The organism is Caldimonas sp. (genome assembly GCF_046291045.1).
In the GTDB taxonomy this organism is placed as follows: Bacteria; Pseudomonadota; Gammaproteobacteria; order Burkholderiales; family Burkholderiaceae_C; genus Caldimonas.
In genome coordinates this window covers 17,436-29,824 of the sequence record NZ_JBKBSL010000024.1, presented here as the reverse complement: position 1 = coordinate 29,824, position 12,389 = coordinate 17,436, and the positions used below count along the sequence as shown (strand labels likewise).

Here is a 12,389-nt window from a genome sequence, read left to right as displayed (position 1 = left end):
ATGGTCGGTCTGCTGCGCTTCCTGAAGCACCGCTGGTGGGACGAACGCGACGCGCGGCGTGTGCTCGACGAGGCCGCGCTGCAGCGCCTGCAGCAGCGTGTGGCCGACAGCGAACGGCGCCACACCGGGCAGATCCGCGTGTGTGTCGAAGCCAGCCTGCCGCTGTCCTACCTTTGGCGCGACGGCAACCTCCGCGAGCGCGCGCTCAGCCTGTTCGGCAAGCTGCGGGTGTGGGACACCGAGCACAACAACGGCGTGCTGATCTACGTGCTGCTGGTCGAGCACGACATCGAGATCGTCGCCGACCGGGGGCTGGCCCGCCACATCGCGCCCGACCAATGGCAACCGCTCGTCGCCCACATGGCCCAGGCTTTCGCGCAGGGCCGCTTCGAGGAGGGTTTGGCTCAGGCCATCGACGAGGTGAGCGCCCTGCTCGAGCGCCACTTCCCGGCCACCGCTGGCCAGCCCGGCGTGAACGAATTGCCCGATCCGGTCGTCGACTTGCGGCGCTGAAAGCGCGACGCCCGCACGAGGCGGGCGTCGCGAGGAGGGGCGGATGGACCGCCGCTCACTTCTTGCGGTATTTGCGCAGCGCGGCGATCTGCGCGGCCATGGCCGCGAACTCGCTTTGAGCCTTGGCGAAGTCGATGTCGCTCTTGGCGTTCTTCATCGCTTCCTCGGCCAGGCGCTTGGCCTCCAAGGCCTTGGCCTCGTCGAGATCCTTGCCGCGGATGGCCGTGTCGGCCAGCACCGTCACGTGGTCAGGCTGCACCTCCAGGATGCCGCCGGCGACGAACACGAACTCTTCCTCGCCGTTGTCCGCCCGCTCGATGCGCACCGCGCCCGGCTTGATGCGCGTGATCAGCGGCGTGTGCTTGGGCAGGATGCCCAGCTCACCCGCCTCGCCCGGCAGGGCGACGAACTTCGCCTCGCCCGAGAAGATCGACTCCTCAGCCGAGACGACATCCACTTGAATGGTGGCCATGCTCAGGATCCTTTAACGTGTCAGAAGGAAAGGCGGCAGATCACTGCAGCTTCTTGGCCTTCTCGAACGCCTCGTCGATCGTGCCGACCATGTAGAAGGCCTGCTCGGGCAGGTGATCGCACTCGCCATTGACGATCATCTTGAAGCCACGGATGGTTTCCGACAGCGGCACGTACTTGCCCGGAGCGCCGGTGAACACCTCGGCCACATGGAAGGGCTGCGACAGGAAACGCTGGATCTTGCGCGCGCGGGCCACGGCCAGCTTGTCTTCCGGCGACAGTTCGTCCATGCCCAGGATGGCGATGATGTCGCGCAGCTCCTTGTAGCGCTGCAGCACGGCCTGCACGGCGCGGGTCGTGTTGTAGTGCTCTTCGCCCACCACGTTGGGGTCGACCTGGCGGCTGGTGGAGTCCAGCGGGTCCACGGCGGGGTAGATGCCCAGCGCGGCGATGTCCCGCGAGAGCACCACGGTGGCATCCAGGTGGGCGAAGGTCGTGGCCGGCGACGGGTCGGTCAGGTCATCCGCGGGCACGTACACGGCCTGGATGGAGGTGATCGAGCCCACCTTGGTGGAGGTGATGCGCTCTTGCAGCTTGCCCATCTCCTCGGCCAGCGTCGGCTGGTAGCCCACGGCGGAGGGCATGCGGCCCAGCAGGGCGGACACTTCGGTACCGGCCAGCGTGTAGCGGTAGATGTTGTCCACGAAGAACAGCACGTCGCGGCCTTCGTCGCGGAAGGACTCGGCGATGGTCAGTCCGGTCAGGGCCACGCGCAAACGGTTGCCCGGAGGCTCGTTCATCTGGCCGTAGACCATGGCCACCTTGGACTTGGAAAGGTCCTCGTCCACCACCACGCCCGACTCCATCATCTCGTGATAGAAGTCGTTGCCCTCGCGGGTGCGCTCACCCACGCCAGCGAACACGGACAGACCCGAGTGCGCCTTGGCGATGTTGTTGATGAGCTCCATCATGTTCACGGTCTTGCCCACGCCGGCGCCGCCGAACAGGCCCACCTTGCCGCCCTTGGCGAACGGGCAGATCAAGTCGATCACCTTGATGCCAGTCTCCAGCAGTTCGGTCGAGGGCGACAGCTCGTCGTAGCTGGGCGCCTTGCGGTGGATGGAGGCTGTCAGCTCCTGGCTCACCGGGCCGCGTTCGTCGATCGGGCGGCCCAGCACGTCCATGATGCGGCCCAGCGTGGCCTTGCCCACGGGCACGGTGATCGGCCCGCCGGTGTTGGTCACGGTCATGCCACGACGCAGGCCGTCGGACGAGCCCAGCGCGATGGTGCGCACGATGCCGTCACCGAGCTGCTGTTGCACTTCCAGCGTCAGCTCGCTGCCTTCCATCTTCAGGGCGTCGTACACCTTGGGCATCTGGTCGCGCGGGAACTCCACGTCCACCACGGCGCCGATGCACTGAACGATCTTGCCTTCAGCCATTTTTCGTTCCTTCAATCAGTATTCGTTATGCCTTCGGTTGCGGCGCCGCTTCAGACCGCCGCCGCACCGCCGACGATCTCGGCCAGTTCCTTCGTGATCGCCGCCTGACGGGTCTTGTTGTATTCGAGCTTGAGCTCGTTGATCAGGTTGCCCGCGTTGTCGGTCGCCGCCTTCATCGCCACCATGCGCGCCGATTGCTCGGACGCCATGTTCTCGGCCACGGCCTGGTAGACGATGGCTTCGATGTAGCGGGTGAGCAGCTCGTCGATGACGGTGGGCGCGTCGGGTTCGTAGAGGTAGTCCCAGGCGTGGGCGTCCTTGTCGGCCCGCAGCTTGTCGGCCGCCAGGGGCAGAAGCTGTTCGATCACCGGCTCTTGCTTCATCGTGTTGATGAAGCGGGTGTAGCAGAGGTAGACCGCGTCGAGCTTGCCCTCGGCGTACTGGTCGAGCAGCACCTTGACCGGGCCAATCAGGCGGTCCAGGTGAGGCTTGTCCCCCAGCTGGGTGACCTGGGTGACCACCTTGGCGCCGATGCGGTTCAGGAAACCGAGGCCCTTGTTGCCTATCGCCACGGCCTGCGCCTTCAGGCCTTGCGCTTCCAGCTCTTTGAGCTTGGCCGTCGTGGCCCGCAAGATGTTGGTGTTCAGGCCACCGCACAGCCCCTTGTCGGTGGTCACCACGATCACGCCGACCTGCCCAGTCCCGCTGTTCTTCTGCAAGAACGGGGGCTTGTACTCGGGATTGGCCTGGGCGAGGTTGGCCGCGATGTTGCGCACCTTGTCGGCATAGGGCCGGGCCGCACGCATGCGATCCTGCGCCTTGCGCATCTTGGAGGCGGCGACCATCTCCATGGCCTTGGTGATCTTTTTGGTGTTCTCCACCGACTTGATCTTGCCGCGTATTTCCTTGCCTGCCGCCATGACGGAGCTCCTTCTCGAGGGGTTAGGCGAAGGACTTCTTGAACGCGACGATCGCGGCGGTCAGTTCGGCCTCGGCGTCCTTGTCCATGGCCTTGTCGGTCTCGAGCTTGGTCAGCAGCGCCGCATGGCTGGTCTTCAGGTATTGGTGCAGGCCGGACTCGAAGGCCAAAACCTTCTTGACATCCACATCGTCCAGGAAGCCCTTGTTCACCGCGAACAGCGAAGCGGCCATCAGGCTGATGGGCAGCGGGCTGTACTGAGGCTGCTTGAGCAGTTCGGTCACTCGGGCACCGCGATCGAGCTGCTTGCGGGTCGCCTCGTCCAGATCGGAGGCGAACTGCGCGAAAGCGGCCAACTCACGGTATTGCGCCAGGTCCGTGCGGATGCCGCCGGACAGGCCCTTGATCAGCTTGGTCTGGGCCGCGCCACCCACCCGCGACACCGAGATGCCCGCATTGATGGCGGGGCGGATGCCGGCGTTGAAGAGGTTGGTCTCCAGGAAGATCTGGCCGTCGGTGATCGAGATCACATTGGTCGGCACGAAGGCGGACACGTCGCCGGCCTGGGTCTCGATGATGGGCAGCGCCGTCAGCGAGCCGGTCTTGCCCTTGACCTCGCCCTTGGTGAAGGCTTCCACGTAGTCGGCGTTCACACGCGCCGCACGCTCCAGCAGACGGCTGTGCAGGTAGAACACGTCGCCGGGGAAGGCTTCGCGACCCGGCGGACGGCGCAGCAGCAGCGAGACCTGGCGGTAGGCCACGGCCTGCTTGGACAGATCGTCGTAGACGATCAGAGCGTCCTGGCCGCGGTCGCGGAAGTACTCGCCCATCGTGCAGCCGGAGTAGGCCGCGACGTACTGCATCGCGGCGGACTCGGAGGCCGAGGCGGCCACGACGATGGTGTAGTCCATCGCGCCGTGCTGTTCCAGAGCGCGCACCACGTTCTTGATCGACGAGGCTTTTTGGCCGATCGCGACGTAGATGCAGGTGACGCCCTGGCCCTTCTGGTTGATGATGGTGTCGATCGCCACGGCGGTCTTGCCGGTCTGGCGGTCGCCGATGATCAGCTCACGCTGGCCGCGGCCGATCGGCACCATTGCGTCGATGGACTTCAGGCCGGTCTGCAGCGGCTGAGACACCGACTGGCGCGCGATCACGCCCGGAGCGACCTTCTCGATCACATCGGTCAGCTTGGCGTTGATCGGGCCCTTGCCGTCGATCGGGCGGCCCAGGGCGTCGACCACGCGGCCGATGAGCTCGGGGCCGACGGGCACTTCCAGGATGCGGCCGGTGCACTTGACCGTGTCACCCTCGGACACGTGCTCGTAGTCGCCCAGGATCACCGCGCCAACGGAGTCGCGCTCCAGGTTGAGCGCCAGACCGTAGGTGGGCTGACCGTTTTTGTCGGCCGGGAACTCCAGCATCTCGCCTTGCATCGCGTCGGACAGGCCATGGATACGGCAGATGCCGTCCGTCACCGATACCACGGTGCCCTGGTTGCGGATGTCGGCCGAGGCGCCGAGACCCTCGATGCGGCTCTTGATGAGTTCGGAAATTTCTGCGGGATTCAGTTGCATTGCGTACTCCCAGTCTGGTTGTCGGCCCGGGGCCTGAACCGAGTTCGGGCCCGGGACCGTCCCGGGCGATCAAGCGTTGGTCTGGCCTCAGGCCGTCAGCGCCACCTTCATGCGTTCGAGTCGTGCCTTGACCGAGGTGTCGAGCACCTCGTCGCCCACCACCACGCGCACGCCACCGATCAGCGAGGGGTCGACCTCCACCCGCGGCTGCAGCTTGCAGCCGAAGCGCTTCTCGAGCGCAGGCAGCAGGGCCTGGAGCTGCTCGCCATCCAGGGGGAAGGCACTGAAGATGTGCGCCTCGGCCGAACCCGCCGCCGCATTCTTGAGCGCACGGAACTGGGCCGCGATTTCGGGCAGCGCCGTCAGGCGATCATTGTCGATCACGGCGCGCAGGAAGTTGCCCACCTGCGGGATCAGCGGGGTTTTGAGCACCGAGGCGAACAGGTCATAGACCTGCTCGGGCGTCACCTTGGGGTTGGCAGCGAACAAGCGCACCTGCGGCTCGGCGGCCACGCGTGCCAGCGCATCGACTTGGTCGGCGATGGCCTCGGCGTCGGCACGCGATGCCACCCGGTACAGGGCCTCGGCGTAAGGGCGTGCGATGGTTGCAAGCTCAGCCATGGTCACAGCTCGGTTTTCAAGCGGTTGAGCAGGTCGGCGTGCACCGAGGCATTGACCTCGCGGCGCAGGATCTGCTCGGCCCCCTTGACGGCCAGCATGGCCACCTGCTCGCGCAGGGCCTCGCGGGCCTGGACGACCTGCTGCTCGGCTTCGGCACGGGCGGCCGCAACGATCTTCTCGCCTTCCTCGCTGGCCTTTTTCTTGGCTTCTTCGATGATGGCCTGGGCCCGCCGCTCGGCATCGGCCAGCAGCTTCGAGGTTTCATCGCGCGAGGCAGCCAGCTGCTGCTGGACCTGCTGGTTCGCTTGGGCCAGTTCGGCCTTGGCCTTGTCGGCTGCCGCCAGGCCTTCGGCGATTTTCTGTGCGCGTTCGTCCAGGGCCTTCGTGATGGGCGGCCACACGTATTTCAGCGTGAACCACATCAGGATGCCGAAGACCACGAACTGCGCAACGAGTGTCGCGTTGATGTTCATGGATCAGGCCTTTCGTTTCTCTGGAGTCCAGGGCGGATTGCAATCCGCAAAGAGAGACAAAGGGGCCGCGATCAGGCGCCGACGCCGGGCAGTTGGAACGGGTTGGCGAAGGCGAACAGCAGGGCGATGGCCACGCCGATCAGGAAGGCCGCATCGATCAGACCGGCCAGGATGAACATCTTGGTCTGCAGCTCGTTCATCAGCTCGGGTTGACGGGCCGAGGACTCGAGGAACTTGCCACCCATCAGCGCGATGCCGATGGAAGCGCCGATGGCGCCCAGGCCCACGATCAGACCGCAAGCCAGCGCGACAAGACCCAGAATGTTTTCCATGATTGCTCCTATTGGAAGGTTGTTGACGGACGGAAGAAAAAACCGAAAAAAAGCCGGCGGACCCACGCCCTCCGGCGGTTTGAAACTCAATGGCTTTCGTGGGCCTGGCCGACGTAGATCAGCGTCAGCATCATGAAGATGAAGGCCTGCAGCGTGATGATCAGGATGTGGAAAATGGCCCAGATCGTGCCGGCGATCACATGGCCGACGAAGAGCAGCGAGCCACTCAGCGACAGCGCGGCGCTCGCACCCATCAAGGCGATCAGCATGAACACCAGCTCGCCAGCGTACATGTTGCCGAACAGCCGCATGCCGTGCGAGATGGTCTTGGCCGCGTACTCGATCAGGTTGAGCAGGAAGTTGAACGGGGCCAGCAACACGGCACCGATGCCGTGACCGTGGAACGGGGCGGAGAACAAATCCTTCACGAAGCCGCCGAGGCCCTTGACCTTGATGCCGTAGTACAGGCACATCGCGAACACGAAGCTGGACATGCCCAGGGTGATGGACAAGTCGGCGGTGGCCACGACACGCATGTAGTCGGGCAGCCCCATGGCCGGACCGGCCCAGTGCCACAGCTGGGGAATGGCATCGACCGGCACGAGGTCCATCGCGTTCATCAGGAAAATCCAGACGAAGGCGGTGAGCGCGGCGGCCGAGACGGCGCGGCGCGAGGTCTCGTTGTGAACGATACCCTTGGCTTGGGTGTCGACCAGCTCGACGAGCATCTCCACCAGCCCCTGCAGGCGGCCAGGCACGCCGGAGTGCACGCGGCGCGCGGCATAGGCCATGAAGAGAACGGCCGTCAGACCCAGCGAGATGGACCAGAACAACGAATCGAGGTTGAAGACGGAGAAGTCGATGATCTCGACCTGCTTCTTGTTCTGCAGATGGACCAGATGGTGGGTGATGTAATCACCCGCGGTGAGGGCTTGTCCTTCGGCTGCCATCGTTCGTTCTCGTCAACGGTCGCTTGCGGCGACGGTTTGTGTCTGTTTCACCCGACCCCGCCACAGCAGGGCCGCCCCATTCACTTTCAAGCACACCACCATCGCCGCCAGCACGGCCAGCCAGCTCAGGTTGGGCACGAATCTTGCGGCCGCCACCAGCAGGGCCACGGCCACGACGATCTTCACCAACTCCCAGATCATGAACCTCAGCAACAAGGTACCGGGGTTCGTGCCGGAAGCGCCGGTCATCCCGCGGGCCAACAAGGCCCCCGGCACCACCACGGCCGCCGCGCCGATCAGCGCCGAGACGACCGTCTCGCCCCTGCCGGTGATCAGCCACGCCAGCGCGGCCACCACCAGCCCGGCCACGGCCTGGGCCGTGACCACCCGCCAGGGCGAGAGCGGCGGGTGCTTCGCACGCCAGGCCCGCGCCTGCTCGGGCGTCAGGGGCTTGAACGGCGCAGCTTCGTCCGCATCTTCCTGCTTCCAGTCGTCGCGCCAATGACCTTGGGGGTCATGGGCCCGCGGCGCTTGCGCCTGGCCGGGATCGTTCCGGTCGGTCATGGCAGGCACGGAAGTTACAGTTGGTTGCGGCAAAGCCTCGGGATTATACGTGGAAACCCCCACGTACTTTCCACCCCCCTGGCCGCCGCGACTTTGTCGCGTCCATCCGACAGGGGCTTGCCGGAGGCAGCGCTTGTCGCTAGAGCCAGCCTCGAGCCAGGATCAGACGGCGCAGACGGCCGCCGGTAGCCCCGGCACGTCCACCCTCACTTGCAGCACGCAGCCGGCCCAGGGCTGGGCGGTCAGCTCCTCGGCGGGACGCTTGTCGCGCGAGGTGGTGATGTAGAGCGTGCGCAGGTCGACCCCGCCGAAGCAGGGCATCGTGGGGCAGCGCACCGGCAGGCGCAGTTCATGCAACACTTCACCGCGCGGCGACAGTCGCAGCACGCGCGCGCCCTCGAACATCGCCACCCAGTAGCAGCCTTCGGCATCCATTGCCGCTCCGTCGGGGCGGCCGCCATAGTGCGCCAGCGGCTGGCCCTCGGCGCGGGGCTCGAAGCGCGCGAAGACGCGCCGCTCGCCCAGGTCGCCGCGGGCGAGGTCATAGTCGAAGGCGTAGATGGTGTGGGCCTTGGTGTCGGACCAGTACATGGTGCGGGCATCGGGGCTCCAGGCCAGGCCGTTGGAGACGGTGATGCCGTCAGCGCGCCGGCTCAGGTGGCCGGTCTCGTCCAAGCAGTACAACGCGGCCAGCGCCGGGTCGCGCGGCTCGTAGATCGTGCCGACCCACAGCCGGCCGGCGGGGTCGCACTTGGCGTCGTTGAAACGTTCGCGAGCCGGGTCGTAGGGGGGCTGCGCCAGCACGGTGCGCTCCCCGGTGGCGGGGTCGAAGTGCACGATACCAGTGCGCAGCGTGAGGACCAGCCCGCCGCGACGGGCGGGCACGCAGGCCGACACGTCGGTGTCGAAGGCCCAGCTGTCGAGCCGCCCGGTGTCCGGCTGCAGGCGGTGCAGCCGGTGGCCGGGGATGTCGCAGAAGTACAGGCATTGCTCGACTGGGTGCCACAGGGGCGACTCGCCCAGCAGGGCTGCGGCGTCGGTCGCAGGCCGCAGGGTGTCGGGATGGAGGGTCATGGGCGGGCGTCCAAAAGGTCGATCTGCATCCAGGCCGAGGCGGTGTCGCCCTCGGCCAGGGCCACCAAGCCGTGGGCCAGCGGGTCGTCCCGGTGGAAGGCATTGTTGGCGTGACTGACGGGCTCGACCGCATAGTCGGGGCGCGACGGCGGGGTGAAGACCACGAGGTGGCGGGTCGAGGCGCTCAAACGCAGGTCGAAGGTCTCGTCGTGTAGGAAGGCTTCGCCGCACCAGCCGGTATGGCAGTGATCCAGGTCGAGTGCATCGACGGCCGCGTCCAGGGCAGCGCAGGGCCGGTGCTCCGAGGGCAGCTTGCGCTCGTCCATCTCCCAGCGACCGGTGACTGCGGCACGCAGGCGGCTGCCGGGGCGCCGCAGGAAGAAGGGGTGCCAGCCCAGCCCCATGGGCGCGGTGTCCGGGCCCCGGTGGGTGGCCGAGAGCTCGAAGCGCACCGCGCCGGGCGACAACACGATGCGCTGGCGGGCCTCGAAGGCGAAGGGCCAGTCGGCGTCGGGCTGGTGGGTCAGCACCAGGTCCACCGTGTCGGCCGCGTGATGCGCCACCGTCCAGGCCCGTTGGAAGCCCACGCCGTGCATGGGGTGCGGGCTGCCGGCCACGTTGAGCCTCAGCCGGTGCAGCCGGCCCTGCCAGGGCAGCCGACCCTCGGCGATGCGGTTGGAGTACGGCACCAGCGGATAGGACGCGGCGCGGCGGGCCTCGGCCAGCGCCGCAGGCTCGGTGCTGCGCAGCACCGGGTGCCCGTGCCACCACAAGCCCGCCACGCAGCCCCCGAGATCGGGTCGCAAGGCCAGGCGCCAGGCGTCCAGGCGCAGTTCCGGGAAGGCGGGTTCGTTCAGGGGCATGCTCGGGCCGTAGGAAGGCAGGAATGCCATCCTAAGCGCGTACCTCGCTGTAACCGCGCCGTGGCGCTCAGCGTGTGAGGGTGCCTGCCGTCACCGAATGGACGATGGTGGTGTCCTGGGTGCGCAATGCCGACAGCGCCGCCTGGGCTGCGCGCATCATCAGGCCGAGGTCGCTGCCGACACCGACGAAGTCGAAGCCCATCGCACGGTACTGGGCCACCAGGTCGGGCGAGGCCCCCATGGTGCCCACGGGCCGCCCCAGAGCCTTGCAGCGGTCGACCGCGCGGGCCAGGCAGGCCATCACCTCCGGATGGGCCGGTTCGCCGAGGTGGCCCATGCTGGCCGATAGGTCGGCCGGCCCCAGGAAGATCGCATCGACTCCTGGAACCTGAGCGATGGGTTCGAGCGCATCCAGGGCTTCGCGGGTCTCGATCTGGACGATGACGCCCAGGGTCTGGTTCGCGTGACGCAGAGCCTGCGGGGCCGTGCCATAGCGGGTCGCACGGCTCAAGCCCATCACGCCGCGCACGCCCTCGGGCGGGTAGCGGGTAGCCGCCACCGCGCGGCGGGCCTCGTCGGCGTCTTGCACGAAGGGGAACATCACCGTGGTGGCGCCGGCATCGAGCACGCGCTTGACCATCACCGGCTCGTTCCAGGGCACGCGCACCACGGGCACCATGCGGGTGTTGCCCACGGCCTGCAGGAGGTGGACCAGGTCGCCCAGATCGGTGGTGGTGTGCTCGAGGTCGAGCACAGCCCAGTCGAAGCCCGCGTGGCCGAGGGCCTCGGCCGCCAGGGCATTGGCGGAGACGACCCAGGTGCCCACCGGCGGATGGGCCCCGGCGGCCTTGAGCAGATGGCGGAAGGGGTTCATGCGGACCTCCTGGCGCCCAGGGCGCCTATGCTCAGTACCGTGTGATGCGGTCGTCCAGATCGACCTTCAGGTAATGGGCCCCGGGAATGGGGTTGTAATAGTAGGGCGGGATCTCCTCGAAGCCCAGTGTGGCGTACAGGCCTCGGGCGGCCTCCATGTCGTCCAGGGTGTCGAGCAGCATCACCGAATAGCCGGCTCGGCGGGCCTCGTCCATCAGCGCCTGGGCCAGGGCCCGGCCCAGGCCGAAACGCCGGAAGGCGCGGCGCACATAGAGCCGCTTCATCTCGCAGGCATTGGGGTAGTCGGCTTCGGGCGCGGGCCGGAAGGCGCCGCAGCCGGCGGGTTCGCCGTCGAGCAGGGCCAGCAGCAGCTTGCCTGCGGGCTCGGCATAGTCGCCAGGCAGCGCGGCCAGCTCATCGTCGAACCCCTGGAAGGCCAGATCGATGCCGATGGAGTCGGCGTACTCACGGAAGAGGCCCCGGGTGGCTTCGAGCCACTCGGGTGTGTCCGGCGTGAGGAGCTGGATCGCAGGGGATGTCATCGTCGGCGCAGGCAGGGCACCCCGGCAGTCTACCCCCAGGGATGCGCCCCGCCCAGCGGCCGGTGCGGCAGGTCAGGCCTTGACGGCGCCGGGCGCAGGCCGGACGGTGGTGGGCACCTTGGCCTGGTCACGGGCCAGTTCCTCGCGCGTGGTGAGTCGGCGGAACCAAACCGTGACCGCGCTGGAGGTGAGCACGATGAACAGCGAGTACAGCACCGGGATCAGGAGCACCTGCTGCTGCAGTTCGTCGCGGAAGGTCAGCAGCACGATCAGCACGGCCAGCGGCCCATTCTGGATGCCGGTCTCCAGCGCGATGGTGCGGCTGCGGCGCGCATCCTGGCGCAGCAGGCGCGACAGCCCATAGCCCAGGGTCATGCCGATGAGGCCCAGGCCAATGGCCGCGACATAGACGTCGCCAGACGTGGTGAAAAGCAGTCGATGGTTACGCGGCACCCAGGTGACGATGAGGAAGAGGATCACGACGATGCCCAGCAGCCCGCCGATGAGCTCGATGGTGGCGCCGACGTTGGGGTTCCATTTGCGCAGGGCGATCCCGATCACAGTGGGCACGATGAGTACCACGAGCACCTGGGCCACGTTGCCGGCCGGCACGGTGTATTCCGAGGGCAGGCCCGCCAGGCCGGAGTAGATCTGCAGCAGCAGCGGCACCATCACGACGGCCACCAGCGTGGAGCAGATGGTCATCATGATGGACAGGGCGAGCACGCCCTTGCTGAAGTAGGCGAAGATGTTGGAGGTGGTGCCCCCGGGCATGCAGCCCATCAGGATGAGGCCGATGGCCAGTGCAGGCGGCAGGCCCAGAGCCAGACTCATCACGTAGCCCAGGAACGGCATGATGGCGTACTGGCACAGCAGGCCGATCAGGAGGCCCTGGGGCTTGCGAAAGGCAATGCGAAAGTCCTTGAAGGTCAGCGAGGCGCCCATGCCGAGCATGATCACCATCATCATGAGGCCCAGCAGGCGGGTTTCGAGGTCGGTCAACATGGGGATCAGCTCGTCGGGCGGGTACGGTGGTATTCGTCGCGCAAGTCCTTGCGCAGGATCTTGCCGATGGGGGACTTGGGCAATTCGGTGCGGAATTCCACGGTCTTGGGCAGCTTGTAGTCGGTGAGCAGACGCTTGCAGTGCGCCCTCACCTGCGCCTCGGTCAGGCC

Annotated in this window: 15 protein-coding genes; 1 reads left to right on the top strand and 14 read right to left on the bottom strand. The window is 66.9% G+C overall.

Annotation, left to right across the window (positions count from 1 at the left end; all coding sequences use genetic code 11):
- Window positions 1–513 (top strand): TPM domain-containing protein, encoded by a 513-nt coding sequence (locus ACK4ZD_RS10230; protein ID WP_409661298.1) that lies wholly within the window; start codon window positions 1–3, stop codon window positions 511–513.
- Between the two features lie 55 nt (window positions 514–568).
- On the opposite strand, the gene ACK4ZD_RS10225 is transcribed toward ACK4ZD_RS10230, so the two are convergent.
- The 14 genes from ACK4ZD_RS10225 to ACK4ZD_RS10160 all read right to left on the bottom strand — a co-directional run bounded on the left by ACK4ZD_RS10225 (window position 569) and on the right by ACK4ZD_RS10160 (window position 12,219).
- Window positions 569–985, bottom strand: a complete 417-nt coding sequence (locus tag ACK4ZD_RS10225; RefSeq protein ID WP_019562008.1) for a F0F1 ATP synthase subunit epsilon — start codon at window positions 983–985, stop codon at window positions 569–571.
- A gap of 40 nt (window positions 986–1,025) precedes the next feature.
- A complete protein-coding gene (atpD, locus tag ACK4ZD_RS10220) occupies window positions 1,026–2,426 on the bottom strand; it encodes a F0F1 ATP synthase subunit beta (RefSeq protein ID WP_409661294.1) in 1,401 nt (466 codons plus the stop codon).
- A 50-nt stretch (window positions 2,427–2,476) separates the two neighbouring features.
- A complete protein-coding gene (atpG, locus tag ACK4ZD_RS10215; RefSeq protein ID WP_409661291.1) occupies window positions 2,477–3,346 on the bottom strand; it encodes a F0F1 ATP synthase subunit gamma in 870 nt (289 codons plus the stop codon).
- 22 nt (window positions 3,347–3,368) lie between these two features.
- Entirely contained in the window at window positions 3,369–4,922 is a 1,554-nt protein-coding gene (gene atpA / locus ACK4ZD_RS10210; RefSeq protein WP_409661288.1) for a F0F1 ATP synthase subunit alpha, read from the bottom strand.
- An 87-nt stretch (window positions 4,923–5,009) separates the two neighbouring features.
- On the bottom strand, window positions 5,010–5,543 hold the full coding sequence (locus tag ACK4ZD_RS10205) for a F0F1 ATP synthase subunit delta (RefSeq protein WP_409661285.1): 534 nt from the start codon (window positions 5,541–5,543) through the stop codon (window positions 5,010–5,012).
- Window positions 5,544–5,545: 2 nt separating this feature from the next.
- Window positions 5,546–6,016, bottom strand: a complete 471-nt coding sequence (locus tag ACK4ZD_RS10200) for a F0F1 ATP synthase subunit B (protein WP_409661282.1) — start codon at window positions 6,014–6,016, stop codon at window positions 5,546–5,548.
- Window positions 6,017–6,087: 71 nt separating this feature from the next.
- Window positions 6,088–6,348 (bottom strand): F0F1 ATP synthase subunit C, encoded by a 261-nt coding sequence (gene atpE / locus ACK4ZD_RS10195; RefSeq protein WP_409661279.1) that lies wholly within the window; start codon window positions 6,346–6,348, stop codon window positions 6,088–6,090.
- Window positions 6,349–6,434: 86 nt separating this feature from the next.
- Complete coding sequence (gene atpB, locus ACK4ZD_RS10190; protein ID WP_409661276.1) at window positions 6,435–7,298, bottom strand: F0F1 ATP synthase subunit A; 864 nt, start codon at window positions 7,296–7,298, stop codon at window positions 6,435–6,437.
- Window positions 7,299–7,310: 12 nt separating this feature from the next.
- Window positions 7,311–7,862, bottom strand: coding sequence for an ATP synthase subunit I (locus tag ACK4ZD_RS10185; protein ID WP_409661273.1), 552 nt, complete (start codon window positions 7,860–7,862; stop codon window positions 7,311–7,313).
- Between the two features lie 162 nt (window positions 7,863–8,024).
- Entirely contained in the window at window positions 8,025–8,936 is a 912-nt protein-coding gene (locus ACK4ZD_RS10180; protein ID WP_409661270.1) for an SMP-30/gluconolactonase/LRE family protein, read from the bottom strand.
- On the bottom strand, window positions 8,933–9,829 hold the full coding sequence (locus ACK4ZD_RS10175; protein WP_409661267.1) for an aldose 1-epimerase: 897 nt from the start codon (window positions 9,827–9,829) through the stop codon (window positions 8,933–8,935). The genes ACK4ZD_RS10180 and ACK4ZD_RS10175 overlap by 4 nt, the downstream gene beginning before the upstream one ends.
- A 37-nt stretch (window positions 9,830–9,866) precedes the next feature.
- Window positions 9,867–10,673, bottom strand: coding sequence for an HpcH/HpaI aldolase family protein (locus ACK4ZD_RS10170; protein ID WP_409661264.1), 807 nt, complete (start codon window positions 10,671–10,673; stop codon window positions 9,867–9,869).
- Between the two features lie 31 nt (window positions 10,674–10,704).
- Entirely contained in the window at window positions 10,705–11,214 is a 510-nt protein-coding gene (locus ACK4ZD_RS10165; RefSeq protein ID WP_409661261.1) for a GNAT family N-acetyltransferase, read from the bottom strand.
- Between the two features lie 72 nt (window positions 11,215–11,286).
- Window positions 11,287–12,219, bottom strand: a complete 933-nt coding sequence (locus ACK4ZD_RS10160; protein WP_409661258.1) for a bile acid:sodium symporter — start codon at window positions 12,217–12,219, stop codon at window positions 11,287–11,289.
- Window positions 12,220–12,389 lie beyond the last annotated feature (170 nt).